Source organism: Curtobacterium sp. VKM Ac-2865 (genome assembly GCF_015350905.1).
Classification (GTDB): Bacteria; Actinomycetota; Actinomycetes; order Actinomycetales; family Microbacteriaceae; genus Curtobacterium.
This window is the reverse complement of the sequence record NZ_JADKRZ010000001.1, coordinates 63,070-88,860: the sequence shown is the minus strand read 5'-3', so window position 1 is coordinate 88,860 and position 25,791 is coordinate 63,070. Positions and strand designations below refer to the sequence as shown.

General features: G+C 70.8%; 25 protein-coding genes. 3 read left to right on the top strand and 22 right to left on the bottom strand.

The window, feature by feature from the left end; translation table 11 throughout:
• Positions 1-12: 12 nt before the first annotated feature.
• From tsf to ITJ54_RS00395, 3 genes are all read right to left on the bottom strand, one after another.
• Positions 13-840, bottom strand: coding sequence for a translation elongation factor Ts (gene tsf / locus ITJ54_RS00405; RefSeq protein ID WP_194625403.1), 828 nt, complete (start codon positions 838-840; stop codon positions 13-15).
• Between the two features lie 87 nt (positions 841-927).
• Positions 928-1,854, bottom strand: coding sequence for a 30S ribosomal protein S2 (gene rpsB, locus ITJ54_RS00400; protein WP_194625402.1), 927 nt, complete (start codon positions 1,852-1,854; stop codon positions 928-930).
• 252 nt (positions 1,855-2,106) lie between these two features.
• The gene (locus tag ITJ54_RS00395) at positions 2,107-3,549 is read right to left on the bottom strand and encodes a sugar porter family MFS transporter (RefSeq protein WP_323741538.1); all 1,443 of its coding nucleotides are present in this window, start codon (positions 3,547-3,549) and stop codon (positions 2,107-2,109) included.
• Between the two features lie 415 nt (positions 3,550-3,964).
• On the opposite strand from ITJ54_RS00395, the gene ITJ54_RS00390 reads away from it, so the two are divergent.
• Positions 3,965-4,576, top strand: coding sequence for a M23 family metallopeptidase (locus ITJ54_RS00390; protein WP_194625401.1), 612 nt, complete (start codon positions 3,965-3,967; stop codon positions 4,574-4,576).
• 77 nt (positions 4,577-4,653) lie between these two features.
• Here ITJ54_RS00390 and ITJ54_RS00385 read toward each other — a convergent pair whose 3' ends face one another.
• The 9 genes from ITJ54_RS00385 to rplS all read right to left on the bottom strand — a co-directional run bounded on the left by ITJ54_RS00385 (position 4,654) and on the right by rplS (position 11,654).
• Entirely contained in the window at positions 4,654-5,583 is a 930-nt protein-coding gene (locus tag ITJ54_RS00385) for a tyrosine recombinase XerC (protein WP_194625400.1), read from the bottom strand.
• Positions 5,584-5,607: 24 nt separating this feature from the next.
• Entirely contained in the window at positions 5,608-6,849 is a 1,242-nt protein-coding gene (gene dprA / locus ITJ54_RS00380) for a DNA-processing protein DprA (protein WP_194625399.1), read from the bottom strand.
• Positions 6,846-8,378: a YifB family Mg chelatase-like AAA ATPase gene (locus tag ITJ54_RS00375; protein ID WP_194625398.1), complete on the bottom strand. Its 1,533-nt coding sequence runs from the start codon at positions 8,376-8,378 to the stop codon at positions 6,846-6,848. Before ITJ54_RS00375 ends, dprA begins: the two co-directional genes overlap by 4 nt.
• The gene (locus ITJ54_RS00370) at positions 8,375-8,728 is read right to left on the bottom strand and encodes a YraN family protein (protein ID WP_194625397.1); all 354 of its coding nucleotides are present in this window, start codon (positions 8,726-8,728) and stop codon (positions 8,375-8,377) included. The genes ITJ54_RS00375 and ITJ54_RS00370 overlap by 4 nt, the downstream gene beginning before the upstream one ends.
• Before the next feature lie 140 nt (positions 8,729-8,868).
• A complete protein-coding gene (locus ITJ54_RS00365; RefSeq protein WP_194625396.1) occupies positions 8,869-9,222 on the bottom strand; it encodes a histone-like nucleoid-structuring protein Lsr2 in 354 nt (117 codons plus the stop codon).
• Positions 9,223-9,328: 106 nt separating this feature from the next.
• Entirely contained in the window at positions 9,329-9,652 is a 324-nt protein-coding gene (locus ITJ54_RS00360; RefSeq protein WP_194625395.1) for a DUF2469 family protein, read from the bottom strand.
• Positions 9,653-9,705: 53 nt separating this feature from the next.
• The gene (locus ITJ54_RS00355) at positions 9,706-10,410 is read right to left on the bottom strand and encodes a ribonuclease HII (protein ID WP_194625394.1); all 705 of its coding nucleotides are present in this window, start codon (positions 10,408-10,410) and stop codon (positions 9,706-9,708) included.
• A complete protein-coding gene (lepB, locus tag ITJ54_RS00350; RefSeq protein ID WP_194625393.1) occupies positions 10,407-11,153 on the bottom strand; it encodes a signal peptidase I in 747 nt (248 codons plus the stop codon). Before lepB ends, ITJ54_RS00355 begins: the two co-directional genes overlap by 4 nt.
• A gap of 144 nt (positions 11,154-11,297) precedes the next feature.
• Complete coding sequence (gene rplS, locus ITJ54_RS00345; protein ID WP_071271237.1) at positions 11,298-11,654, bottom strand: 50S ribosomal protein L19; 357 nt, start codon at positions 11,652-11,654, stop codon at positions 11,298-11,300.
• A 173-nt stretch (positions 11,655-11,827) separates the two neighbouring features.
• Between rplS and map the strand changes: the two genes are divergently transcribed.
• A complete protein-coding gene (gene map, locus ITJ54_RS00340) occupies positions 11,828-12,607 on the top strand; it encodes a type I methionyl aminopeptidase (protein WP_194625392.1) in 780 nt (259 codons plus the stop codon).
• A gap of 162 nt (positions 12,608-12,769) precedes the next feature.
• On the opposite strand, the gene trmD is transcribed toward map, so the two are convergent.
• The 8 genes from trmD to aroA all read right to left on the bottom strand — a co-directional run bounded on the left by trmD (position 12,770) and on the right by aroA (position 22,389).
• The gene (gene trmD / locus ITJ54_RS00335) at positions 12,770-13,459 is read right to left on the bottom strand and encodes a tRNA (guanosine(37)-N1)-methyltransferase TrmD (protein ID WP_194625391.1); all 690 of its coding nucleotides are present in this window, start codon (positions 13,457-13,459) and stop codon (positions 12,770-12,772) included.
• 4 nt (positions 13,460-13,463) lie between these two features.
• On the bottom strand, positions 13,464-14,045 hold the full coding sequence (gene rimM / locus ITJ54_RS00330) for a ribosome maturation factor RimM (RefSeq protein ID WP_323741537.1): 582 nt from the start codon (positions 14,043-14,045) through the stop codon (positions 13,464-13,466).
• A gap of 19 nt (positions 14,046-14,064) precedes the next feature.
• Positions 14,065-14,301 (bottom strand): RNA-binding protein, encoded by a 237-nt coding sequence (locus ITJ54_RS00325; protein WP_071271248.1) that lies wholly within the window; start codon positions 14,299-14,301, stop codon positions 14,065-14,067.
• Between the two features lie 5 nt (positions 14,302-14,306).
• Positions 14,307-14,717, bottom strand: coding sequence for a 30S ribosomal protein S16 (gene rpsP, locus ITJ54_RS00320; RefSeq protein ID WP_194625389.1), 411 nt, complete (start codon positions 14,715-14,717; stop codon positions 14,307-14,309).
• Positions 14,718-14,885: 168 nt separating this feature from the next.
• Positions 14,886-17,009: an FAD-dependent oxidoreductase gene (locus ITJ54_RS00315; protein WP_194625388.1), complete on the bottom strand. Its 2,124-nt coding sequence runs from the start codon at positions 17,007-17,009 to the stop codon at positions 14,886-14,888.
• A gap of 2 nt (positions 17,010-17,011) precedes the next feature.
• Entirely contained in the window at positions 17,012-17,908 is an 897-nt protein-coding gene (locus ITJ54_RS00310; RefSeq protein WP_194625387.1) for an SDR family oxidoreductase, read from the bottom strand.
• A 148-nt stretch (positions 17,909-18,056) separates the two neighbouring features.
• Positions 18,057-19,226 (bottom strand): acyl-CoA dehydrogenase family protein, encoded by a 1,170-nt coding sequence (locus tag ITJ54_RS00305; protein ID WP_228508096.1) that lies wholly within the window; start codon positions 19,224-19,226, stop codon positions 18,057-18,059.
• 4 nt (positions 19,227-19,230) lie between these two features.
• Entirely contained in the window at positions 19,231-22,389 is a 3,159-nt protein-coding gene (aroA, locus tag ITJ54_RS00300; RefSeq protein WP_194625386.1) for a 3-phosphoshikimate 1-carboxyvinyltransferase, read from the bottom strand.
• A gap of 119 nt (positions 22,390-22,508) precedes the next feature.
• On the opposite strand from aroA, the gene ITJ54_RS00295 reads away from it, so the two are divergent.
• A complete protein-coding gene (locus ITJ54_RS00295; RefSeq protein ID WP_228508274.1) occupies positions 22,509-23,648 on the top strand; it encodes a glutamate--cysteine ligase in 1,140 nt (379 codons plus the stop codon).
• Between the two features lie 214 nt (positions 23,649-23,862).
• Here ITJ54_RS00295 and ffh read toward each other — a convergent pair whose 3' ends face one another.
• Both ffh and ITJ54_RS00285 read right to left on the bottom strand, forming a co-directional pair.
• A complete protein-coding gene (ffh, locus tag ITJ54_RS00290; protein ID WP_194625384.1) occupies positions 23,863-25,413 on the bottom strand; it encodes a signal recognition particle protein in 1,551 nt (516 codons plus the stop codon).
• Positions 25,414-25,584: 171 nt separating this feature from the next.
• Entirely contained in the window at positions 25,585-25,752 is a 168-nt protein-coding gene (locus ITJ54_RS00285; protein WP_194625383.1) for a hypothetical protein, read from the bottom strand.
• Positions 25,753-25,791: the final 39 nt, after the last annotated feature.

Sequence of the window (25,791 nt, the reverse complement as noted above, 5' to 3'; positions counted from 1 at the left end):
GTCACGGGTTCGTTACGCGCCGACCTTGACGCGGGCGAAGCCCTGGATCGTGATGCCGGCGTTGGACGCGGCCTTCGCGACGGAGATCTTGTTGTCCTTCGCGTAGTCCTGGTCGAGGAGCGACACCTGCTTGATGTAGGCGTTCACCCGGCCCTCGACGATCTTCGGGAGGGCGGCCTCGGGCTTGCCCTCCTCGCGCGTGATCGCCTCGACGGTGGCACGCTCCTTGGCGATCTCGTCGGCCGGGACCTCGTCGCGCGTCAGGTACGTCGGGTTCGCGAACGCGACGTGCTGCGCGATCGAGCGGGCCTCGGCGGCGTTGTCGCCCTCGTAGGCGACGACGACGGCGATCTGCGGCGGCAGGTCCTGGCTCGTCTTGTGCAGGTAGATCTCGAAGGAGGAGCCCTCGACACGGCGGACCGTGCGGACCTCGAGCTTCTCGCCGAGCGCAGCCGCGTTCTCGTTGACGACCTCGAGGACGGTCTTGCCGTCGAGCGGGGCCTGGTTGGCGGACGCGACGTCGGTGGCGTTCGCAGCGGCGACCGCGGCGAGGACCTTGTCGGCGAGGGTGGTGAACTTCTCGTTCTTCGCGACGAAGTCGGTCTCGCTGGCCAGCTCGACGACGGTGGCGGCACCGTTGTCGGCGGTCGCGACGACGACGCCCTCGGAGGTGGCACGGTCATCGCGCTTGGCGACGGCCTTGGCACCCTTGATGCGGAGCAGCTCGACGGCCTTGTCGTAGTCGCCGTCGGCCTCGACGAGCGCGTTCTTCGCGTCCATCATGCCGGCCCCGAGGTCCTCGCGGAGCTTCTTCACGTCCTGTGCGGTGAAGTTTGCCATTGGCTGGCGTCCTTTCTGGACTGTGCGTGTGTGGGGATCGAGCGGAGTCGAGGGCGCCGGGCCGTGTGGCCCGGCGCCCTCGGGGACTCACTCGGCGGGGGTGGTCTCCGCAGCGGCCTCGGCCTCGGCGGTCGGCTCGGCGTTCTTGGCGGCGTCGGGGATCGGGTCACCGATCGCCTTGTCCGCGACCTGCGCGTCGGCGTTGTTCTCCTCGACCGTGCTGCCCTCAGGGGCGGCCTCGGCGGACGGGGTCGCGCTGTCGCCACCGAGGAGCTCCTGCTCCCACTCGGCGAGCGGCTCGGTGGCCTCGTCGTCGTCGCCACCGTTGTGGCGGGTCTTGAGGCCCTCGGCTGCGGCGTCCGCGATGATGCGGGTCAGCAGGCCGACGGAGCGGATCGCGTCGTCGTTGCCCGGGATCGGGTACGTGATCTCGTCGGGGTCGCAGTTGGTGTCGAGGATGCCGATGACCGGGATCCCGAGCTTCTGCGCCTCGTCGACGGCGAGGTGCTCCTTCTTCGTGTCGACGATCCAGAGCGCGCTCGGGGTCCGCGTGAGGTTGCGGATGCCGCCGAGGGTCTTGTGGAGCTTGTCCAGCTCGCGCTTCTTGATGAGGAGCTCCTTCTTCGTGAAGCCCTTCGTGGTGTCGTCGAAGTCGAGCTCCTCGAGCTCCTTCATGCGCGCGAGGCGCTTGGACACCGTCTGGAAGTTCGTGAGCAGACCGCCGAGCCAACGCTGGTTGACGTACGGCTGGCCGACGCGGGTCGCCTGCTCGGCGATGGAGCCCTGCGCCTGCTTCTTGGTGCCGACGAAGAGGATCGTGCCACCGTGCGAGACCGTCTCCTTGACGAAGTCGTACGCGCGGTCGATGAAGGCCAGCGACTGCTGGAGGTCGATGATGTGGATGCCCGAGCGCTCGGCGAGGATGAATCGCTTCACCTTCGGGTTCCACCGACGGGTCTGGTGTCCGAAGTGGACGCCGCTGTCGAGCAGCTGGCGGATGGTGACGACGGCCATGTGCCGTCCTCCTTCTGGCTTCTCGGCGCACGGCATGACCGTGCACCTGGTGCGGTTGTGTCGACCACGACCGGAGGTCGTGGTCCCTGGTGCCCTGACACGCGACCGCCCGCTCGTGAGAACGGGACCGATGATCGGGTGTGTTGCGTGGACACGCGAAGTCAGCGCGCCACGGCGCGCTGCTGGAGAAATGCTAACAGAAAGGAGGCACGGTGCGGGTCGGACCCGCACCGTGCCTCCAGGCTGTGGTGACTAGGCCTTCGCGGCGCTCGTCTCCCCCTCGGCGGAGATGCCCATCTCCTCGAGCGAGCGGCCCTTGGTCTCGGGGATCTTCGCGATCACGAAGAAGAACGAGATGAGGGCGAACAGCGCGTAGATGCCGTACGTGACGGTGAGGTTGAAGCCCGACAGGACCGGGAACGAGATCGTGACGATGAAGTTCGCGACCCAGTTGGCGGCCGACCCGATGCCGAGCGCGGTCGCACGGATGCGGTTCGGGAACATCTCGCCGAGGAGCACCCACATGAGCGGACCCCACGTGGCGCCGAACGAGACGACGAAGAGGTTCGCGAAGATCAGCGCGATGATGCCCCAGGCACCCGGCAGGCTCGGTGAACCGTCGACCATCACGGACTGCGAGAAGGCGATGGCGACCATGGCGAGCGAGACGAACATGCCCGCGGAGCCGGCGACCAGGAGCGGTTTGCGACCGACCTTGTCCACCAGGAAGATCGCGATGAACGTCACCGCGACGTTGACCACCGAGGTGATCGTCGAGATGAGGAACGAGTCGCCCTCCTTGAACCCGACGGCCTGCCAGAGGGTGGTCGAGTAGTAGAAGATCACGTTGATGCCGACGAACTGCTGCAGCACGGCCAGGATGATGCCGACCCAGACGATGGGCTGCAGGCCGAAGCGGTTGCCGCGGATGGAGCCCTTCTTCTCGTTGGCTTCCTTCTCGATGCCGTCCTGGATCTCCTCCAGGCTCGTGTTCACGGTGTCGCGCGGCACGATCTTCGTCATGACCTCGCGGGCGTCGTCCTTGCGGCCCTTCGTGAGCAGGTAGCGCGGCGACTCCGGCAGCGTGATCGCCAGGATGCCGTAGACGATCGACGGGATCACGCCGACCAGGAACATCCAGCGCCAGGCCGGCAGACCGGCGACCTCGGCCGACGCGCTGCCAGCAGTGACTGCGAAGAACTGGTCGGAGAGCAGGGCGGCGAAGATGCCGAGCGTGATCGCGAGCTGCTGGAACGAGGCCAGCCGCCCACGGATCGCCTTCGGGGAGACCTCGGAGATGTACGCGGGGGCGATGACCGACGCGGTGCCGATGCCGAGACCACCGATGAGGCGCCACAGGACGAAGTCCCACGTGGCGAACGCGAAGCCCGAGCCGATCGAGGAGACGAAGAACAGCACGGCTGCCCAGAACATCACCCGGGTGCGACCCCAACGGTCAGCGAGACGGCCGGCGAAGTAGGCGCCGAACGCACACCCGATGAGGGCGGACGCGACCGCGAAGCCGCTGGCGCCCTCCGACAGGTCGAACTCGCCCTTGATGGCCTCGACCGCGCCGTTGATCACGGACGAGTCGAATCCGAAGAGGAAGCCACCCACGGCCGCCGCGATGGCGAAGAGGGTCACCTTCCCCTTGAACGCACGGTCTTCTCCGTGCCCGGTTGCTGTGTTCGACACGATGCTCCTGGGTTCTGCCGCCGTGCGGGATCGTGCACGGTGCCCCGGCGGTCGACTGGTTCGCCGGCCGGGCGGCGTTGCGTGGTCCGGAGCGGCCTCGACGATACTCCCCGAGCGGCTGGTGGTCATAACCAGGTTCGTGGAGGTGTTCGTCGGGGGTTCTCGACTCGGAACGACACGGTCGCTGTCGTACGACGTCGATGCTGTCGTTCGAGCTCCGGCTGGCCGGGGGTGGCGCGGGCGGCCGTCGCGTTCTCGACTCGGAACGACAAGGTCGCTGTCGTACGACGTCGATCTTGTCGCGCGATGGCCCGGCTCGCCTCCGCCGTCCCACCACAGCCGGGAGGCTCGCCCCACCCTCCACAGATCCACCCGCGCCCGCCAACGCTTGGCTCCCGCCCGACACGCTCGTTCCATGGACCGTCTCACCCTGGTGCTCGCGCTGCTCGGGCTCGTGGTCACGCCGACACTCGATCCGGCTCCGGCACTCGCCCCGACTCCGGCGCGCGTTCCTGGCGGCGTCGACACCGCTCACCGTGCCGCCGCTCCCGGTGATGTCGCCCCCGATGGCAAGGGTTCCGGTGGTGGCCGGCCTGGTGGTGCTGCTCCTCCGTGGGTGTGGCCGACCGGGTCGCGCGTGGTCGAGCGGTCGTGGGAGCCTCCCGCCGATGACTACGCGGCCGGGCATCGCGGCATCGACGTCGTTGCCGCGCTCGGGACCACCGCGGTCGCGGTCGACGACGGCGTCGTGACGTTCGCCGGTGCCGTCGGCGGCCGGCCCGTCGTGACGATCGACCACGGCGCTGGGCTCGTGAGCACGCTGGACTCCGTCCAGCCCGCGGTCGTACGGGGCGACGTCGTCGAGCAGGGTGACCCCGTGGGACTCGTGGCCGTCGGGCACTGCCCTGCCGAGGACCCGTGCGTGCACCTCGGCGCCAGGCTCGACGACCGCTACGTCGACCCCACGCCCTACCTGCCCGCCGCCGCGTGGCCGGTGCTGCTCCCCGAGTCCGCCTGGCCGGGGTGACGAAGCGCGACTGCGTCGGGCGTCGGGCGTCGGGCGTCAGGCGTCGGGCGTCGGGCGTCGGGCGTCGGGCGTCGGGGTCAGGCTCGGGGGTGCGCCGTGCGGTAGACCTCGCGGAGCCGGGCCGAGGACACGTGCGTGTAGATCTGCGTCGTGCCGAGGCTCGCGTGGCCGAGGAGCTCCTGCACCGCACGGAGGTCCGCTCCCCCGTCCAGCAGGTGCGTCGCCGCCGTGTGCCGGAAGGTGTGCGGGCCGCTCGGCCCCTCGCCGGGCAGGTCCTGCAGCAGCCGAGCGACCACGCGGTAGGCGCTCCGGACGCCGAGGCGCCCGCCCCGGTCACCGAGGAACAGTGCCGGCGACGCCGTCCCCGCCGCCCGGGCGGCGAGCGCTGGACGCCCCCGCGCGAGCCAGGCCTCGATCGCGTCCTGCGCCGGCACACCGAAGGGCACGACCCGCTCCTTGCCGCCCTTGCCGAGCACCCGTACCGTCAGCCGTCCGCGGTCCACCGCCGTGACGTCGATGCCCACAAGCTCACTGACCCGGATCGCCGCGGCGTAGAGCAGCTCGACGAGCGCCAGGTCGCGCAGTGCCACGGGGTCGTCCCCGCTCGCGCGCCCGGCGAGTCCGTCGAGCAGTTCCCGCACCTGGTCGGCAGAGACCACCCGCGGCAGGTGCGACGCACCCTTCGGAGCCCGCAGCCGGACACCGGGGTCGTTCGGCAGGACGCCGTTCTCGCTCCCCCACCGGGTGAACGCCCGGACGGACGACGACCGCCGCGCGATGCTCGACCGCGCCAGGCCGCGCTCGTTCGACGCCCAGAGCCAGTCACGGAGCACCTCGAGCGACAGCCCTTGCACGACGTCGAGCCCGCGGGCCTCGGTGAAGCGGAGGAGGTCCTCGAGGTCGCCCCGGTACGCGCGAACCGTCTGCTCGCTCAACCCACGCACGTGCAGCGCGTCGCTGAGGAACGCCGAGACCGCGCCACCGAGTGACCCGCCACGACCGTCCATGCCCCAACCCTAGGCACCGGGGCATCAGCGCGCTGCCCACCCGTCCGGTCGTCGGACGACGAGCCCCTGCAGTTCGGCCAGGGCCAGCGCGTCGGTGGCTGCCGCGACGGAGAGCCCGGACCGCCGAGCGACCTCGGTCACGGGCGCAGGACGGCGCCCGAGGGCATCGACCGCCCTGACCACCTCCGGGTCCTCCGACGCCGAGCGCAGCGGCACAGCGTCCTCCGGCTGCACCGACGCTCCCCCGGCGGCCTCGAGCGCCGCGCGCATCGGGTCGTCGGGCTGGACCGCGAGCTGCGCCCGGCCCTGCGCGACGAGCCGGTGGCAGCCGACGGACGCCGGGGACGAGAACGCACCCGGCACGGCCAACACCGGTCGTCCCAGCTGCGCCGCGTGGTGCGCGGTGTTGAGCGCCCCGGACCGTGCACCGGCCTCGACCACGACGGTCGCGTGCCCGAGCGCCGCGATCAGGCGGTTGCGGGCGAGGAACCGCCACCGCGTGGGCCGTGTCCCCGGTGGCGACTCGGCGAGCAGCAGCCCCTGGTGGCCGACAGTGCGGAGGAGTTCGACGTGTCCGGCGGGGTAGAGCTGGTCGATCCCACCGGCGAGCACCGCGACCGTGGGCGTGCCGGCGGCGATGGCGACCCGGTGCGCCACGGCGTCGATGCCGTACGCCCCGCCGCTGATCACCGAGCAGCCGGCATCGGCAGCCGCTGACGTGATCTCCGCCGTGGCCTCGGCCCCGGCGAGCGTGTTCGCGCGACTGCCGACGACCGCCAGGCACGGGCGTCGCAGCGCGCTCGTGGGGCCACGGAGCCGACCGCGTCCCCAGAGCACGAGCGGGGCGTGGGCACCGAGGTCGGTGAGGCGTTCGGGCCAGTCCGCGTCCCCGGGAAGCAGCAGCGCACCGCCGACCCGACGCGCAGCCGCCACCACCGCATCGACGTCGATCGCCTGGGTCCTCGGACGCCAGCGAGCCAGTGCCGCCACGAGCGCGGACTCGAACGCCGTGCCCTCGCCGGGCCCGACGACGCCCGCGTCCAGGCACGCACGGACGAGCACGGCCGGGTCGCGCTGCACGGCCTCGAGCACGAGGGCGAGCGCCCTGGCAGCCCCGAGCCCCTCGACGAGGACCCCCGCGGTGGAGTCCCCCGGCTCCACGAGCGCGCTCCACGCGACCCGGGCCAGGGCGTCCTCGGTGTCGACCGCTCCCTCGTGCACCCCGCCGAGGTCCACCGGTCGGCCTCCGACTCCGAACCCGCTCACAACGCGCTCCGGAGCCCGATCGCCGCGCGGACCTGCGGCTCGCCGGGGAGATCGACCCCGCCGAGGTCCGCCAGTGTCCACGCGAGCCGCATCACCCGGTCCCACCCGCGCATGGTGAGCGTGCCGAGGTCGAGTGCCCGATCCAGGTCCTTCGTCGAACCGGGGTCCGCGCGCCCGGCCCCACGGAGCCAGCTCCCCGCGACCTCGGTGTTCGTGGTCCATCCCGTGCCCTCGAGTCGGGCGTGCATCCGGGCGCGCGCGGCTGTGACGAGCGACCGGGCCTCGGCGGTCGTCGGCGTGGTCCCCGCCGCTCGTCGGATCGCACCCGTGGTGACCCGTTGGACCTGCACCCGGATGTCGATCCGGTCGAGCAGCGGCCCGGACAGCCGTCCCATGTACCGACGCAGCGTCATCGCCGTGCAGTCGCAAGGCGGCGCACCGGACCCGGGCAGGGCACCCGCGTTCCCGCACGGACAGGGGTTCGCGGCGAGGACGACCTGGCACCGCGCCGGGAACTCGGCGGCCCCGGCGGCGCGGTGCACCGTTATCCGTCCGGACTCGAGCGGCTGCCGCAGCGCGTCGAGCACGGCCCGGGGGAACTCCGGCGCCTCGTCGAGGAACAGCACCCCGCGGGTGGCGCGGGACACGGCACCCGGCCGGATCGTTCCGGAACCACCTCCGATGAGCGCGACCGCCGACGCCGAGTGGTGCGGGGCCTCCCACGGCGGCCTCGGTGTCCACGACCGGGCACCGAGCCCGGCGACCGACCGGACCGCAGCGACCTCGAGCGCCGCCTCGGAGTCGAGGTCCGGCAGCAGCCCTGGCAGTCGTTCGGCGAGCATCGTCTTGCCGGCGCCCGGTGGACCGAGCAGCAGCGCGTGGTGTCCGCCGGCTGCGGCGACGATCATCGCGTGCACCCCGACCTCGTTCCCCACGACCTCGGCGAGGTCCACGGCACGCTGGGGCTGTTCGGGTGGCAGGTCCGTCAGCACCGGTTGCACGTCGACCGACGGCAGGAGGGCGCCCGCGTCGATGGCGGCACCGCGGAGCGAGTCGACGCCGTGCACCGTGACGCCCGGCACCACCCGTGCCTCCGCCAGGTTGCCGAAGGGGACGACCACCCGCTCGATGCCGGCGTCACGGGCGGCGAGCGTCATCGGGATCACCCCCGGCACCGGACGGACCCGCCCGTCGAGGCCGAGCTCACCGACGTAGGCGACCCGCGCGGAAGCCCGAGGCGCACTGCCGGCAGCGGCGAGGACCGCCATCGCGATCGCCAGGTCGAAGCCCGACCCGCGCTTGGGGATGGCCGCGGGCGTCAGGTTCACCGTGATCCGCCGCGCGGGCAGTGGACACCCCGCGTTCGCCGCTGCCGAGCGCACCCGTTCGCGTGCTTCGCCGAGGGACGTGTCCGGCAGCCCGATGATGCTGAACGCGGGCAACTGGCTGGTCAGGTGGGCCTCGACCTCCACCAGCCTGCCGCTGACCCCGAGGAGTGCCACCGCCGACGCACGCCCGATGTCCGTCACGCGACGGCCTCGACGTGCTCGACGACCGTTCGGTCACCCAGCACGTGCACGGCGATGGCGTCGATGCGGATCGCCCGCGCCGAGTGGTCCGGGTGCGCGGCGAACCACGCAGGCACGAGTCGTCGCAGGCGGAGGAGCTTCTGTGGCGTGACGGCCTCGAGCGGGTGCCCTGTCGAGGCCCCAGCGCGGGTCTTGACCTCGACGAAGACCAGGTCCTCGGCGCAGCGGGCGACGATGTCCAGCTCCCCCCGCGCACATCGCCAGTTCCGGTCGACGATCTCGTACCCGTGCCGTTCGAGCCAACCGGCGGCGATCGCTTCGCCGCGGGCTCCCAATGTGACTGTTCCCATCCGGTAATGGTCGAGAAACACCGATCACGAATCGACGACCAACGGTCATCTGTGGAGAACGACAACGATTTCGCACCTGTGGAGGAACGAAGAAACCCGGCCGACCATGCGGTCGACCGGGTTCCCGAAGAACGTGAGGATCAGTGCGCGGCTGCGTATGCTTCCTGCACCTGCGTGGAGATACGCCCACGGCTGGAGACTTCGTAGCCGTTCTCCTTGGCCCATTCCCGGACCTTTGCGAGTTCCTCGGAGTTGCCACGCTTCGGAGCCGTCTTCGGAGCAGCAGTCCCACCGCTGGTGCGACGACCACTCACCTTCCGCGCTGCGGCGATGTAGTCGGAGATCGCGTCGCGGAACTTGTCGACATTGTCGTTCGACAGATCGATCTCGTACGTGGAACCATCGAACGCGAATTCGACGGTACGGCCGTCGCCTGCGGTGATGGGCGAGTCATCGAGATCGTCGACGAGCTGGACGGTGACCTTCTGTGCCATTGCGTGCTCCTTGCGCGTGGGGGTGGAAATCCCCTCCACAGTATCCGGCGATCCGGAAATGCGCACAATTCCCCCGGCGGTTCACGATGACCACGGTGGAATGCGTCTACTCGTCGAGCGCGAGTTCCTTCGGCAGTTCGAGTTCACGCGTGGTGAGTTCCTCGACATTGACGTCCTTGAACGTCAGCACGCGGACGGACTTCACGAATCGGTCGGAACGGTAGACGTCCCAGACCCAGACGTCGGTCATCGTCAGTTCGAAGTAGAAGTCGTGCTCGGTGTCCCGGCGCGCGAGCTCGACCTCGTTGGCGAGGTAGAACCGGCGCTCGGTCTCGACCACGTAGCGGAACTGCGACACGACGTCGCGGTACTCACGGTAGAGAGCGAGCTCGACCTCGCGGTCGTAGTCGTCGAATTCGTCATCATCCATTGCGGCACCAGTCTACGGCGCAGACGGCGCCGAGACGACGCGCCATCGACCGATCACGCAACGGGGGCCGCCAGCTCGTCGAAGCCGTCCAGCGCCACGCTCGACGCCGCGTGCAGCCAGCTCTTCCGGTGCAGGGCGTGCGGTCCGACCGCGCGGATGGCGTCGTAGTGCGCCGTCGACCCGTAGCCCTTGTTCGACGCCCAGGCGTAGTGCGGTGCGTCGTCGTGCGCGGCCACCATGAGCGTGTCCCGCTCGACCTTCGCCACCACGGACGCCGCGGCCACCGAGGCGCAGTCCCGGTCCGCCTTCACGCGCACGGTGACGTCGAGCGGCGAGGCCTCGACCAGGGACGCCGGCAGGGCTCGGGACAACCAGTCGAAGGAGCCGTCCAGCACGACCACGGCGCCCTCGAAGGACACGCCGGAGTCCGCCAGCGCCGAGAGCGCCCGCGCCCCGGCCAGTCCGAGCGCCGGCACGATCCCCTGCTCGTCGACGTACTCGGCCGACGCCATGCCCACGGCGGTGCGGGCCCACTTCGTCACCACCGGCACGAGTTCGGTACGTCGAGCGGCCGAGAGCAGCTTCGATTCCGCCAGGCCCTGCGGTACGCGGCGGACGTCGATCGTGACCGCTGCCGCGCCGACCGCGACCGGACCGGCGATGGCGCCACGGCCGACCTCGTCGACGCCGATGACCGTCACGCTCCCGGCGGCGAAGAGCGACTTCTCCACGCGCAGGGACGGACGGACCGGGGTCACTGGCGCTTCTCCTCCACGCCCGCGAAGACGTTCGGGTAGTCGTCGAGCCACGTCCACCGGCTGGTCGGCCAGGAGATCACGAAGGCCCGCCCGGTCACGTCGGACAACGGCACGAAGCCCTTCGACGGGGTGTCGCCGTTGTACCGGGAGTCCTTGGAGTCGTAGCGGTTGTCGCCCATGACCCAGATGGTGCCCTTGGGCACGGTGACCGAGAAGTCGGTGCCCGAGGCGCGGGTCTCACCGGCGGGCAGCTTGAGGTACGGCTCCTTGAGCGGCACGCCGTTGACCGTCATCTGCCCGAGGTCGTTGCAGCAGGCGACCTTGTCGCCCGGCAGTCCGATCACGCGCTTGATCAGGTGGTCGTCGCTGTCGCCGGTCCCGAGGCCGACCTGGGTCAGCAGCCAGTCGATCGCGCGGGCAGGCTGCGACGTCGGCGTGACGCTCGGCACCTCGGCGCCGGTCAGCCACCCGCCCGGGTCCTTGAAGACGACGATGTCGCCGTGCTTCAGCGACACGGTGTCGGGGACGAGCTCGTTCACGATGACCCGGTCGTCGATCTGCAGCGTGTTCTGCATCGACGCGGACGGGATGTAGAACGAGCGGATCAGGAAGGTCTTGACCAGGAACGAGACCAGGAGTGCTGCGACGAAGATGATGAGCAGGTCACGGAGGAACGTGAGCACACCGTTCCGCTGCTTGGTCCCACGAGGCCGACGCCCGTCGTTCTCGGTCGTGTCGGTCATGCCATCCTCGTCGTCAGGAACCAGCGTCCGGCGCTGCTTCGAGCAGGACCGGGGGAACGGGAGAGCCCCCCGTCCGATGCACAACCGTACATGGACGAGGGGCCGTCAGCGGCGTCCGGCTCGCGGCGCTCACTGTGAAGGCGATCAGTTGTCGCGCTTCTCCTTGATCTTGCGACGAGCCGCCTTGCCGCGCAGTTCGCGCAGGTAGTACAGCTTGGCGCGACGGACGTCACCGCGGGTCACGATCTCGATGTGGTCGATGATCGGCGAGTGCACCGGGAACCAGCGCTCGACGCCGACCTGGAAGCTGACCTTGCGGACCTTGAAGGTCTCGCCGATGCCGTGGCCCTGGCGGCCGATGACGACGCCCTGGAACACCTGGACACGCGAGCGCGTGCCTTCGATGATGTTGACGTGGACCTTGACGGTGTCACCCGCACGGAAGTCCGGGACGTCGGTGCGCAGCGATGCTGCGTCGACGTTGTCGAGGAGTTGGCTCATGAGTCAGTTCACTCTCTGCGGACGCACACGGGTCGCCGCGGATCGGTGGTGGGAACGAAGTGGTGTGCCCGGTGTCGGCGACTCCCCCGTGGCAGAGTCCAGCCAGGGCACAGCTGTCCATACTGCCACAGCTCCGGTACGCCGCACAACGCGGGACCGGGGAGGATGGCTCCATGACCGAACTCCGCACCCCGACCGAACTCGACGGACTCCGCGTGGCCGGCCGGTTCGTCGCCGACGTCCTCGACGAGCTGCTCCGGACCGTCGACGTGGGCGTGAATCTCCTCGACCTCGACCGGGTGGCCGCGCAGATGATCGCCGACCGCGGCGCCGTCAGCTGCTACGTCGACTACCACCCGTCGTTCGGCAACTCCCCGTTCGGCCGGAACCTGTGCACGAGCGTGAACGACGCAGCACTCCACGGGCTCCCCCACGACCGCGTGCTCGTCGACGGCGACCTCGTGAGCCTCGACTTCGCCGCGAGCGTCGACGGCTGGACGGCCGACTCCGCGGTGACCGTCCAGGTCGGCACGCCTCGGGAGGAGGACCAGCGCCTCATCGACACGGTCGAGCGAGCCCTCGCCGCGGGCATCGCGCAGGCGCGGCCGGGCAACAGGCTCGGCGACGTCTCGTCCGCGATCGGGGCCGTCGAGCGCCGAGCGGGCTACGACGTCAACCTGCAGTTCGGTGGTCACGGTGTCGGTCGTACGATGCACGGCGAGCCGCACGTCCCCAACGACGGTCGGCCCGGTCGCGGCCTGAAGCTCCGCCCCGGTCTGGTCATCGCGATCGAGCCGTGGCTGATGCAGGGCACGGACGAGCTCGTGCAGGACGCGGACGGCTGGACGCTCCGGAGCGTCGACGGCTCCCGCGCCGCGCACGTCGAACACACGGTCGCGGTCACCGAGACCGGCCCCGAGATCCTCACCCTGCGCGCAGACGCGCGCACCTGACGGACTGCCGGACGGGAGGCTCGTGGCGGCCTGGCCCCGAGCCTCCCGTCCGGCGCACGGTCCGACCCACACCACCTGCGATGGCAAGCGAGAACGCGCGTAGGGGGTCGGAAGATCCGACCCCCTACGCGCGATTCAACCTGCTACGCGGGCTTCGACCCGCTACGCGTCGGGGAGCAGGTCCGGGCGGACGCGCCGCGTCCGCTCCACCTGCTGCTCGTGCCGCCAGGCAGCGATGCGCCCGTGGTGACCGGAGAGCAGGACCTCGGGCACGTCGAGGTCGCGCCACGCGGCGGGCTTCGTGTACGAGGGGTACTCGAGCAGGCCGTCCTCGTGGGACTCCTCGACGAGCGACTCGGGGTTGCCGACCACGCCGGGGACCAGGCGTCCGACGGCCTCGATCATGGCCATGGCCGCGACCTCGCCGCCGTTCAGCACGTAGTCACCGAGGGACAGTTCGACGACCGAGCAGCGCGACGCCGCCCACTCGAAGACCCGGGCGTCGATGCCCTCGTACCGCCCGCAGGCGAAGACGAGGTGGTCGTGGTCCGCGAGCGAGCGGGCGATCGACTGCCGGAACGGTGTGCCCGCTGGGGTCGGGACGACGAGCGTCGACGACCCGTCCTGCCGCAGGATCGCGTCGAGAGCCTGGGCCCAGGGCTCGGGCTTCATGACCATGCCGGCGCCACCGCCGTACGGGGTGTCGTCGACGGTGCGGTGCCGGTCGGTCGTCCAGCTGCGCAGGTCGTGCACGTGCAGGTCGAGGAGCCCGCCCTGCCGCGCCTTCCCGAGGAGCGAGACGTCGAGGACGCCGAAGAACTCCGGGAAGATCGTGACGATGTCGATGCGCACGGCGCTAGGACTCGTCGTCTGGGGCGGGACTCGACGCGTCTGCGGACGGCGGCTCGGGCGTCGCCATCTCGGCGACCGGGTCCTCGAAGAGCCCGGTCGGCGGGGTCACCGTGACGGTGCCGGCGGCGATGTCGACCGCCGGGACGATCGCGGAGACGAAGGGCACCAGGACCTCGCCGCGGTCGGCGGTGTCGATGGCGAGCAGGTCCTGTGCCGGCAGGTGGTCGACGCGGGCGACCGTGCCGACCTGGACGCCGTCGCGGAGGACACGGAGGCCGACCAGCTGGTGGTCGTACCAGGCGTCGTCCTCGCCCGTCTCTTCGTCGGGGTCCTGGTCGACCCAGAGGATGGCCCGTGCGAGGGTCTCGGCGCCGGAACGGTCCGTGATGCCCTCGAAGAAGGCGACCGGGTGGCCGTTGTACCAGCGGAGTTCATCGATGGCGAGCGTCTTGCCCGACCAGGGAGAGTCCTCGGGGACCTGGAGCGTGAAGACCGCTCCGTGCGTGAACCGACGATCCGGGTCGTCGGTGTAGAGCTCGAGCTTGAGACCGCCCTTGAGCCCGTGCGCCTTGGTGATGCGACCCACCCGGACCTGGGTCGCCTCGTCAGGAATCGGAGTCGACCACGTCGACCCGCACCCGCTTGCCATCGGCGAGAGCCGTGACGAGGGTGCGGAGCGCCTTGGCGGTCCGACCGGCGCGTCCGATCACGCGGCCGAGGTCCTCGGGGTGCACGTGCACCTCGAGGACCTCGCCCCGCGCGGAGGTGGAACTGGCGACGCGCACGTCGTCCGGGTGATCGACGATCCCCTTGACGAGGTGCGTCAGCGCAGATTCGAGCAAGGTCGTTACGCCTCGGTCGTCTCTGCGTCGTCGGCCGACTCGGCGGGAGCGGCCGGGGCCTTCTTCTCCGCCTTCGGCTTGAGGACGGCCTTCTTGGTCGAGTCGACCGTGAAGGGCTGCTTCGGCTCGGCGACCTTCACCTTGGAGGTGGTGTCGGCCTCGCCCTTGAACTTGGCCCAGTCACCGGTGAGCTTGAGGAGTGCGGCGACCTGCTCGGTCGGCTGTGCGCCGACGCCGAGCCAGTAGAGCGCGCGCTCCGACTCGATCTTGATGACCGAGGGCTCCTCGGTCGGGTGGTACTGACCGATCTCCTCGATGACGCGACCGTCGCGCTTGGTGCGCGAGTCGGCGACGACGACACGGTAGTACGGCGCCCGGATCTTACCGAGACGCTTGAGACGGATCTTGACAGCCACAAATGCTCCTGTTGCGTGTTGTTGTGGTTGAACCGGAACCGCGGGCGTGGGGGCACACACGGTGGAAGCTCGAGAGATACGTGATCCGCTGGATAGAGGGTCGAGCGGACACGTTTCGACCGTTCATTCTTGCAGGTTTCCGAGCGAGAAGCGAGCCAGGACGCGCCGTCACGGCGCGAGTGTCCGGACCGCCTCCAGCGCCTCGGTCGTGGCACGGACGGCGTCGACGCTGCGGGCGTCGCGTGCGCCGCCCACGACGGCGAACGGCACGCCGGCGTCCTGGAGGCCCGACACCAGTCCGGTGGGGTCGTCACCGTCGGCGCCGATCACGCTCTCCTGGCCGGCACAGATCACGACATGGTCCGCCGGCACCGCGCGTTCCGCGCCGTCCTCGTCGCGGATCCACAGCGTGCCCGGCTCGATGCGCAGGTACTCCTGCACCCCGCCGACCATGCGCACGCCGGCGTCGCGGAGCCGCCCGAGTGCGACCCACCGGGACGTCAGGCCGACGCCCTGGCCGAACTTGCCCGTGCGTCGGAGCACCGTCACCTGGTCACCGGGACGGATCGTCCGCGTGGCAGCGGGCTCCCGCTGGGGCAGGTCGCCGACGACGTCCCGCGCGACCGAGAGGTCCCAGCGGGCGGCGAACTCCCCCGCACGGACGGCCTCGTCGGGCGACTCGGTGAGGAACGCCGCCGTGTCGACGCCGATGCCGCCGCCACCGATGACGGCGACGGTGCCCGCGGGGACGCCCTCGGTCAGCGCACGCTCGTACGACACGACGTGCGGCAGGTCGGCACCGGGGACGTCGACCACGCGCGGCAGCACCCCGGGGGCGAGCACCACGGCGTCGCTGTCGACGAGGTCCGCTGCGGTCGCCGGGCGCCCGAGGTGCACGGCCGCACCGCGTTCGTCGAGCTCGGCACGGGCGGCGCGGACGGTGGCGGCGTAGTCCTCTTTCCCGGGGACGACGGCGGCGAGCCCGAACTGGCCGCCGAGCCGGTCGGCGGCCTCCCACAGCGTCACCCGGTGGCCACGACGGGCGGCGTCGACCGCTGCGGCCAGGCCGGCCGGTCCCCCGCCGACGACGTCGACGCGCTTCGGCTCGGTGGTCGGGCGGAGCGGGAAGGCGACCTCTCGCCCGGCACGGGGGTTGACCAGGCACGACACGGGCGCGCCGACGATCGAGCGGTCGAGGCAGGCCTGGTTGCAGCCGATGCAGGTGTTCACCAGCGCGAACCGGCCCTGGAGCGAGCGGGACACGATGGCGGGGTCGGCGAGGAACGGGCGCGCCAGGGCCACGGCGTCGATGAGTCCGTCGGCGAGCACGGCATCGCCGTCGCGCAGGTCCGTCATCCGGTTCGAGGCGATGACCCGCACGTCCGGGTACGACGAGTCGCGGACGACCCGGGCAATCCGCCGCGCGTAGGACAGCCACGCCCCGTGCGGCACCGCGGCCTGCACGGTGGGCGTCCGGGACTCGTGCCAGCCGATGCCGACCGAGATGCCGTCGAGGCCGAGCGGCAGCAGGTCGTGCACCAGGGCGTCGACGTCCTCCGGGGTCGAGGACCCGGGCATCAGGTCGGCGCCCGACAGCCGGATCGTGACGGCGAGGTCGGGCACGGCGTCGCGGACGGCCCGGACGACGGCCACCGGGAACCGTCGACGGCGCTCGGGCGACCCGCCCCAGGCGTCGTCACGCAGGTTCGTCAGCGGCGAGTGGAACTGGTTGATCAGGTAGCCCTCGGACGCCATGATCTCGACGCCGTCGAAGCCGATGTCGCGGGCGGACCGCGCCGCGGCGGCGAAGTCCTCGATCGTCCGCTCGATCTCGTCCGCGGTGAGCTCGGTCGGGATGACTCCGCGTGCCGCCGCCCAGGGCAGGGCCGACGGCGCGACGGCGCGCTGGGGGTCGCCGTGCCGGTCGACCATCCCGCCCACGAGCGCGTACCGGCCCGCGTGGAACAGCTGCGCGAGGATCGTGCCGCCCTCCTGGTGCACGGCGTCGACCGCGACCCGGAAGCGCTCGTCGGCGCCGTCCGCACCGAACACGGCGAAGTCGGGACCACCGCGGGCCTCGTCGCTGACCGCGATGCCGCCGGTGATGATGCAGGCCGCTCCCCCAGCAGCACGTTCGCGGTAGAACGCCGCCATCCCGACGCCGCCGTCGTCGTGGACCTCGAGGCCGGTGTGCATCGACCCCATCACCACGCGGTTCGGCAGGTGCAGGGGGCCGAGCGTCCACGCGGACGCGACGGACGCGACGGCGGTGTCGGGAGCGGCGAGGGACATTGCTACTCCCCGACGTCGCCCATGACGGACGGCCCCTTGGGACCGCCAGCGCCGCCACTGCCGTCAGCGCCGTCAGCGCCGTCGCCCGGCAGGACGGCGTCCCGCAGCGGCGACGTCGTGTCCGACCAGAACGGCGGCGCGACGACGGTGATGCCGCCGTCGACGGAGAGGATCTGCCCCGTGATGTACGACGCCTTGTCGGAGAGCAGGAAGTCCACCGCGTCGGCCATGTCGTCCGCGGTGCCCGGGCGCTGCAGCGGCACCTTCGACAGCACGGACTCCATCGGTGCCATGCCCGGCACCGCGTTGTAGAAGTAGTCGAGCGAGTCGGTGTCGATGAGCCCGCCGTTGACCGCGTTCACGGTGATCTGGCGCGGACCGAACTCGACCGCCATGTACTGCATGTACGACTCGGTCATCGCCTTGGCGGCACCGAGTGCGGCGTACGTCGGGAACGCGCGCAGCGACCCGTAGGACGTGACGACGACGATGCGGCCGCCGCGGTCCATCAGGTCGGCGGCACGCTGGGCGCCGAGCACGAAGGACCGGGCGTTCGTGGCGTAGCTGCGGTCGAGGTGGTGCAGCTTCAGGTCCGCGACGGGCTTGAACGCGCTGGCCGCGGCGTTCGCGACGAACATGTCGAGGCGGCCGTAGGTGTCCCGCACCAGGTCGAACATGGCGTCGAGCGACGCCGGGTCCTCGATGTCGGCCTGCACCGTGATGCCGTCGCCGCCAGCGGCGCGGACGTCGGCGAGCGACTCCTCGGCCAGGTCCGCGTTCTTCTTGTAGTTGATCACGACGGTCACGCCGCGCGCGCCGAGCTTCTGCGCGAGCAGGCGGCCGATGCCGCGTGACGCGCCGGTGATCAGGGCGATGGGTGCGGTGCTGGGGTCGGTCACGTCAGTCCTCTTCTTGCGTGTGCAGGGGCGGACGGGAGGCTCGTGGCGGGGCCGCCACGAGCCTCTCCCCACCGGCACGGCCGGCTCGCCGCTGGGGCGTCGATCCGGAACCGGCGGTGTGGGCCCAGTCCGGTGGTTCGATTGTGTCTCAGAAGCCGACCTGGCCGGTCACGACGGCACGGCCGACGATGAGCTTCTGGATCTCGTTGGTTCCCTCTTCGAAGCGCTGGGCGCGAGCGTCACGGTAGACCCGCTCGATCGCGTTGCGCTTCCAGTAGCCCTGCCCGCCGTGCACCTGCAGTGCCTTGTCGCTCACGCGGGCGAGCATGTCCACCGCGATCATCTTCGAGGCGCTGGAGAGCGTGCCGGCGTCCGGGCGGCCCTCCTCGTAGGCACGCGCGGCCTCGAGCACGAGGGCCCGGGCGGCGGCGATGTCGGCGTAGTTCTCGGCGAGGTAGAACTGGATCGCCTGGCGCGTGGCGAGCTTCTTGCCGAAGGTCTCGCGTTCGTTCGCGTACTCGACCGCAAGTTCGTTGGCCCGCTCGGCGAGGCCCACGGCGCTCATGGCGACCGAGATGCGGCTCGGGAGCAGGAAGCCGCCGAGTGCGACCTCGAGCCCCTGGCCCTCGTCCCCGAGCAGCGCGCTGGCCGGGATCGGGGTGTCGGTGAAGCGCAGGATCGCGTGGTCGGTGCCGCGGATCCCCATGGTGTCGGAGTCGTCGATGACCTCGGCGCCGGGCAGCCCGGTGTTCGGCATCAGGAACGCGACGGTGCCGTCCTGGCCCGTGGTGCCCTCGAGGCGGGCGGCGATGAGCCAGTAGTCGCACTTGACGCCGAACGTGATGAGGTGCTTCTCGCCGTTCATCACGTACGTGTCGCCCTCGCGGCGGACCGTCGTGCGGATGTCCGCGCCGGTGCCCGCCGTCGCCTCGGTCAGGGTGAAGGCGACGAGCTTGTCACCGGCGACCGAGGGCTTGACGACCTGCTCGATCTGCTCGGGAGACGCGTACGGGGCCATGGCCCGCCAGGTGCCGTTGATGACGTGCACGAGCATCCGGATCGACGCGTGCGACCGCGAGATGATCTCCATCACCTCGAGGTAGCGGGAGAACGGGATGGCCCGGCCGCCGAGCTCGACGGGTGCCGCGAGGCTCAGCCAGCCCTTGTCCTTGAGCTCCTGGAAGAGCTCGGGCGCGACCTTGCCGGTGCGCTCGATCTCGTTCGCCCAGTCCTCACCGCGCGTGCGGACCCACTCGGTGACCTCGGCCTTGAGCTCGTGGAGGTCCTGCTCGGTCGCGGGTTCCATGACCATCGTCATCGTCTCAGTTCTCCTTCGTGCTCACGAGCGCGGCGACCTGCTCGCGCAGGACGTTCTTCTGGACCTTGCCCACCGCGTTGCGCGGCAGCTCGTCGATGTACTCGAGCCGCTCGGGCCAGTAGTACCTGCTGACGCCGGCGTGCTCCAGGTACTGCTGCATGCCGGCGAAGTCGAGCGGCTCGTCGGAGCGTGCCGACACCACGTAGGCGCAGGCCCGCTCGCCGAGGCGCGCGTCGGGCATCGCCACGATCGCGACGTCCGTCACGAGCGGGTGCTGGTAGAGCAGGTTCTCGATCTCCACGACCGGGATCTTCTCACCGCCGCGGTTGATGACGTCCTTGACGCGACCGGTGATCGAGAGGAAGCCGTTGGCGTCCACCTTGGCCAGGTCGCCGGTGCGGTACCAGCCGTCGGGGGTGAAGACGTCGTCGGTCAGGTCGGGGCGGTCGAGGTAGCCGTCGAACATCGTCGGCGAGGACAGCTCGAAGTTGCCCTCGGTGTCCGCCGGCAACTCGGTGCCCTCGTCGTCGACGATGCGGATGCTGATGCCGGGGAGCGCCCGACCGTCGTGGCCGTACGCCGCGGCGGGGTCGTCGCTCGGGCTGGAGAGCGCGCCGAGGCACGTCTCGCTGGTGCCGAACGCGCCGAGGATCGCCGTGCCGAGCACCGTGGCGGCCCGCTGCGCGAGGGCACGGGGCACCGCGGCGCCGGTCGGCACGAAGATGCGCAGGCTCTCTGGTGCCGGGGCACCGGCCTCGACCAGGTCGACCAGGTCGGTGAGGAACGGCGTCGCGCACTGCACGAAGGTCGCCCCCGCCGCGCCGAAGGCCTGCTCGAGCGCCGCGCGGCCGTCCCACACGGGCTGGATGACCTGCGGTGCACCCAGACGGAAGGCCAGCAGCATGCCGTAGAGGAACCCGGTCTGGTGCGCGAGCGGCGACGGGATGTAGATCCGGTCCTCGCTCGTCAGTCCCGACTGGGCGACGTGCATCGCCGTGGCCAGGCCGAGCGTGCGGTGCGGGTGCTGGACGCCCTTCGGCTCGCCGGTGGTGCCGGAGGTGAAGAGGAGCTGGCAGATGTCGTCCGGGGTCGGGGCGTGCGAGCGGATCTGCTCGACGTCGACCTGCACCGAGCCGAGCGCGGTGTCCCAGTAGCGCCAGTTCCACTCGCTCGCCGCGACGCGCTCGAAGGCGTCGGCGGGCACGGGCGGCTGGTTCGTCGGGGTCTCCCCCGGGCCGCGGGCCTCGGAGCGCAGCACGATCACGTGCTCGACCGCGAGCCGACGCTTCTGGGCGGCGGCTTCGTCGATGACGTCGAGGAGTTCCAGGGCCGGGCGTCGCTTGCGGAAGACGTTCGGCAGGAAGACGACGCGGGCGCGGGACCGAGCGAGCGTCATGGTGGTCTCGCGGGGCCCGAAGACCGGCATGATCGGCGTCGCGACGGCGCCGATCTGGATCGCCCCGAGGGTGATCGAGACGAACTCGCGCCAGTTCGGCAACTGCATCGCGACGGACTCACCGCGGCGCACCCCGAGCTCGAGGAGCAGGGCGGACACCCGGTCAGCCTCGTCCTGCAGTTCCCGCCAGGTCGTGTTCACCGGCTCCGGACCGCCGACCTCGATCACGGCGAGGCCGTCGGGGTCGGTCTCGGCGAGCGAGCGCACCTTCTCGCTGAGGACCAGCGGTTCGGCGTCGACCCCGGCGAGCGCCGGCAGGTCCTCGGCACGGGCGGCCGCGGTGGTGTCCTCGCCGAGGTCGGTGCGCTGGTCGACGATCTCGGCCCGGTCCGCGCGGATCTCGGCTTCTGCGATCGTGGCCTCGGCGTCGCCGACCTGCATGTCCAGGCCGACGGAGTTCATCGCCTCGAGGAAGGTCGGGTAGGAGATCCGGTAGGCCCGGGGGTAGGTGAGTGCGGAGACGCCCTCGGCCCGGGTCGCGGCGACGGCCAGGGACATCAGCACGCGGTGGTCGTTGAACGACGACATCGACGCGCCCTGCAGCGCACCGGCGCCCACACCCGTGACGCGGAGCTCGTCGGCGCCCTGCTCGGCGCGACCGCCCATCCGGTTCAGCTGGAGCATCGCGGCGACGCGGTCGGACTCCTTCAGGCGGATGTGCGCCACGTTCCAGAGCCGGGTCGTGCCCTCGGTGAAGGTCGCCATCGTCGACAGGACCGGCAGCAGGTCGGGGATCGGCTGGCAGTCGATGTCGAGGGGGCGCAGCGGGGAGCCGTCGTGCTCGATGCGCACGAAGCCGGTCTCCTCGTCGATGCGCATCGGGACGCCCATGGCGGTGGCGAGGTCGAGGAACTCGCTCTCCGGGTGGTCGGTGTCCGCCGTGGTGAAGGACCGCAGGCCACGCAGCAGCACGTTCGACTCGCGGATGCCGGCGGCGGCGATGCCGAACGCGGCCGAGCCGATGTCCGGCGGGATGACGTAGTCGTGCGGCGTGGCCTGCTGGCCCGCCGGGATCCGGTACTCGAGCCAGTCGTCAGAGACGTCGACCCGCAGGCCGAACTGCCGCATCATCCGGACCGTCAGCTCGACGTAGGGCTGCTCGTTCAGCCGCCCGCCGGTGATGTGGATGCGGGTCTCCTGCTCCGCGAACGGTGCGACGAGCAGCAGCCCCGACACCCACTGCGACAGGGTGCCGGCGATCGAGACATCGCCACCGCGGGGACGCCCCGGCTGCACGGTGACGGGCGGGCAGTCGTTCGGGGCGTCGAGCTGGATGCCCATCTGCGTCAGCGAGGTCAGCAGCGCTTTGATCGGACGACGCTGGAAGTACTTCATCCCGGAGAGCGTCATCGGCTTGTCGGCCAGGGACGCCAGGCCGGTCATGAAGTACAGCGTGGTGCCGGAGGAACCCATGTTCAGCAGACCGTCGGCCCCGCGGGAGCCGTGGTCGACGACGTCGGTGGCCTCGTACCGGCCGCCGAGCCCGGTGACGTGGTACTCGTCGCCACGGCGCTTGACGTCGACACCGAGGGCACGGAGCGTGCCGACGGTCCACTCGACCTGTCGCGTTGCGCTGATCCCGTAGACGATGCTCGTCCCCTTCGCCAGCGACGCGAGCACCAGTGCGCGGTGCGCGTGGTACTTCGAGACCGGGATGTCGAGTTCCCCGACGAGCGGTGCGGACGAACCGCGGACGACCAGCTGCATGCGTACCTCATTCCCTGTGCGGCGCTTCTACGGTAGTCCTGGTGTGAAGGTCCTGAGAACCGGATCCGCACGATCGACACTGCGGTTCGTTGTGCGTGTCCGACAACCTCCCCGGCAGGATGTACAGCATGGACATCCGCTTCACCGAGTCCCGCCCGTCGACCCTCGGCGTCGAGTGGGAGCTCCCGCTGGTCGACCGCGACACCGGCGACCTGACCCCGCGCGCGCCCGCCGTCATCGCCGCCGTGCACGAGCGACTCGGCGACCACGACAAGGTCACCGAGGAGCTGCTCACCAACACGGTCGAGGTCGTCACCGGCGTGCACGACACCGTCCACGGGGCCACCTCGGAGCTCTCCGCCACGATCGGCGAGGTCATCGACGCCGCCGAGCCGCTCGGCGCCCAGGTCATGTGCTCCGGCACGCATCCGTTCGCCGTGTGGGACCAGCAGGAGATCACGCCGGACAGCGAGCACTACACGGAGCTCATCGACCGCACGCGGTGGTGGGGCCGTCAGATGCTCATCTGGGGCGTCCACGTGCACGTCGGGATCGACGACCGCGACAAGGCGGTCCCGATCATGAACGCGATGCTCGCGTACGTGCCGCACCTGCAGGCCTTCACCGCGTCGAGTCCGTTCTGGGCCGGCACCGACACCGGGTACGCCTCGAACCGTGCCCTGATGTTCCAGCAGCTCCCCACCGGCGGCCTCCCGCCCCAGCTCGGCGCATGGGCCAACTTCGAGGAGGTCGTCGGCGACCTCACCCACACCGGTGTGATCGACGGCGTCAAGGACCTCCGCTGGGACATCCGCCCCTCGCCGGGCTGGGGCACGCTGGAGAACCGGGTCTCCGACGGCATCTCGACCCTGCAGGAGGTCGGCGCCGTCACCGCGCTCGTCCAGTGCCTGGTGACCGCGTCCTCGGACCGGCTCGACGCCGGCGAGACCCTGCCGACCATGCAGCCCTGGTTCGTCCGCGAGAACAAGTGGCGTGCCGCCCGCTACGGCATGGACGCCGAGATCATCACGAACGTGGCCGGCGACGAGCGGCTGGTCACCGACGAGGTCCACGACCTGGTGACACGGCTCGACCCGATCGCGGAGCGCCTGGGCTGCCAGCAGGAGCTGCACCACCTCGACACGATGATCGAGCGCGGCGCGTCCTACCAGCGGCAGCTCAAGGTCGCGCAGGAGCACGGAGGCGACCTGCGCGCGGTCGTCCGGCACCTGGTCGCCGAACTGAGCGACTCGCTCTGACGCCGCAGGCGGTCCCGCGCGTCGCAGGCTGATTCGCGCGTCGGAGGTCGAATCGCGCGTCGTAGGTCGCATCGCGCGTAGGGGGTCGGAATTTCGGACCCCCTACGCGCGATCCGACTCGCTGAGTCCGGCGCGGTGGGTCAGAACGCACCACAGGCAGACGGGAGGCCCGGTGCCAGCTGGCACCGGGCCTCCCGTCATGCAGGTGGTCGCGTCAGCGACCCAGGAACTTCTGCAGGCTCGCGAGCTCTTCCACGGTCGGCGCCTTGCCCTTCTTGCCGCCACCGAGCCCGAGGCCCGAGCCCTGCGGCACCTGCTGCTGCGGCGCGGCGGTGCCGGCGGCGAGGGCCGCACGCTTGGCCGGGTTGCCGACCTTCTTCTTCTTGCTGCCCTGCTGCTGCGCCTTCTTGCCGCCGTGCATGCCCGGGATCGGCCCCATGCCCGGCATCTGCGGCACACCACCGCGAGCGACGGTCTTCATCATCTTCGCCGCCTGCTCGAAGCGGTTCACGAGCTGGTTGACCTCGGTCACGGTGGACCCGGCACCGCGCGCGATGCGGAGGCGACGGGAGCCGTTGAGGAGCTTGGGCAGCTCGCGCTCCTGCGGCGTCATCGACTGGATGATGGCCTCGGTGCGGATGATCTCGCGCTCGTCGAAGTTGTCGAGGGCCTCGCGCATGCCCTTCGCGCCGGGGAGCATCCCGAGCATGCCCTTGATCGACCCCGCCTTGCGGAGCTGCTGCATCTGCTCGAGGAAGTCGTTGAGCGTGAAGGTGTCGGACGCGATCTTCTCGGCGACCTTCATCGCCTGTTCCTCGTCGAAGGCGCCCTGGGCCTGCTCGATGAGGGAGAGGATGTCGCCGAGGTCGAGGATGCGGCTCGCCATGCGGTCCGGGTGGAACGGCTCGAAGTCGTCGAGGCCCTCGCCCGTGGAGGCGAACATGATCGGACGGCCGGTCACGCTGGCGACCGACAGCGCAGCACCACCGCGGGCGTCGCCGTCGAGCTTGGACAGGACGACGCCGGTGAAGTCGACGCCCTCCTGGAACGCGCGGGCCGTCGTGACGGCGTCCTGCCCGATCATCGCGTCGATGACGAAGAGGACCTCGTCCGGGTCGACGGCCTTGCGGATGTTCGCGGCCTGCTTCATCAGCTCGGCGTCCACACCGAGACGACCGGCGGTGTCCACGATGACGGTGTCGTACTGCTGGTCGACCGCGGCCTTGATCGCGTTCTTGGCGACCTTGACCGGGTCCCCGACGCCGTTGCCGGGCTCGGGGGCGAAGACGTGCACGCCGGCCTGCTCGCCGACGACCTGGAGCTGCTGCACGGCATTCGGACGCTGCAGGTCGGCCGCGACGAGCATCGGGGTGTGGCCGTCCTTCTTGAGCCACTTGCCGAGCTTGCCCGCGAGGGTCGTCTTGCCGGCACCCTGGAGGCCGGCGAGCATGATCACCGTCGGCGGACGCTTGGCGAACTCGAGCCGGCGCTGCTGGCCGCCCAGGATGCCGACGAGCTCCTCGTTGACGATCTGGACGACCTGCTGTGCGGGGTTGAGCGCCCGGTTGACCTCGTCGGAGAGGGCACGCTCGCGCACCGCCGCCGTGAAGGCCTTCACGACCTCGAGGGCGACGTCCGCGTCGAGCAGGGCCCGGCGGATCTCGCGGACGGTGCCGTCCACGTCCGACGGCGTGAGCCGTCCCTTGGTCCGCAGGTTGCGGAAGGTCTCGGTGAGCCGATCAGAAAGCGATCCGAATTGCGCCATAGTCCGACGATTCTACAGGGCCGCGTCCCACAGCGATGCCGTGCCGGGTTGCGCCATAGTCCGTCGATTCTACAGGGCGCGGCGTCGCCGCTCGTCGGGGCCGGCCCCACGACGGACGGGAGGCTCCCCACCAGCTGGTGGGGAGCCTCCCGTCCGGTGCGGAACGCGTCGTCAGACGCGCGAGCCGGCGCCGCGGACCCGGCGGACGATCCAGCCGATGACGGCCAGGACGATGAGCACGAGGCCGATGAACAGCAGGAACTTCAGCGCGGCGCTGACGATCCCGGTCACGAGCAGCACGATGCCGATGACGATGGCGATGATGAGCAGTGCGGGCATGTGTGGACCCCTTCCGATGTACCTGGACGATCCGTGTAC

What these genes read in the sequence shown, in the direction of transcription:
- tsf (WP_194625403.1), bottom strand. Translation starts at nt 840, where the DNA reads ATGGCAAACTTCACCGCACAGGACGTGAAGAAGCTCCGCGAGGACCTC.
- rpsB (WP_194625402.1), bottom strand. Translation starts at nt 1,854, where the DNA reads ATGGCCGTCGTCACCATCCGCCAGCTGCTCGACAGCGGCGTCCACTTC.
- ITJ54_RS00390 (WP_194625401.1), top strand. Translation starts at nt 3,965, where the DNA reads ATGGACCGTCTCACCCTGGTGCTCGCGCTGCTCGGGCTCGTGGTCACG.
- ITJ54_RS00385 (WP_194625400.1), bottom strand. Translation starts at nt 5,583, where the DNA reads ATGGACGGTCGTGGCGGGTCACTCGGTGGCGCGGTCTCGGCGTTCCTC.
- ITJ54_RS00370 (WP_194625397.1), bottom strand. Translation starts at nt 8,728, where the DNA reads ATGGGAACAGTCACATTGGGAGCCCGCGGCGAAGCGATCGCCGCCGGT.
- ITJ54_RS00365 (WP_194625396.1), bottom strand. Translation starts at nt 9,222, where the DNA reads ATGGCACAGAAGGTCACCGTCCAGCTCGTCGACGATCTCGATGACTCG.
- ITJ54_RS00360 (WP_194625395.1), bottom strand. Translation starts at nt 9,652, where the DNA reads ATGGATGATGACGAATTCGACGACTACGACCGCGAGGTCGAGCTCGCT.
- lepB (WP_194625393.1), bottom strand. Translation starts at nt 11,153, where the DNA reads ATGACCGACACGACCGAGAACGACGGGCGTCGGCCTCGTGGGACCAAG.
- rplS (WP_071271237.1), bottom strand. Translation starts at nt 11,654, where the DNA reads ATGAGCCAACTCCTCGACAACGTCGACGCAGCATCGCTGCGCACCGAC.
- map (WP_194625392.1), top strand. Translation starts at nt 11,828, where the DNA reads ATGACCGAACTCCGCACCCCGACCGAACTCGACGGACTCCGCGTGGCC.
- ITJ54_RS00315 (WP_194625388.1), bottom strand. Translation starts at nt 17,009, where the DNA reads ATGTCCCTCGCCGCTCCCGACACCGCCGTCGCGTCCGTCGCGTCCGCG.
- ITJ54_RS00305 (WP_228508096.1), bottom strand. Translation starts at nt 19,226, where the DNA reads ATGACGATGGTCATGGAACCCGCGACCGAGCAGGACCTCCACGAGCTC.
- aroA (WP_194625386.1), bottom strand. Translation starts at nt 22,389, where the DNA reads ATGCAGCTGGTCGTCCGCGGTTCGTCCGCACCGCTCGTCGGGGAACTC.
- ITJ54_RS00295 (WP_228508274.1), top strand. Translation starts at nt 22,509, where the DNA reads ATGTACAGCATGGACATCCGCTTCACCGAGTCCCGCCCGTCGACCCTC.
- ffh (WP_194625384.1), bottom strand. Translation starts at nt 25,413, where the DNA reads ATGGCGCAATTCGGATCGCTTTCTGATCGGCTCACCGAGACCTTCCGC.
- ITJ54_RS00285 (WP_194625383.1), bottom strand. Translation starts at nt 25,752, where the DNA reads ATGCCCGCACTGCTCATCATCGCCATCGTCATCGGCATCGTGCTGCTC.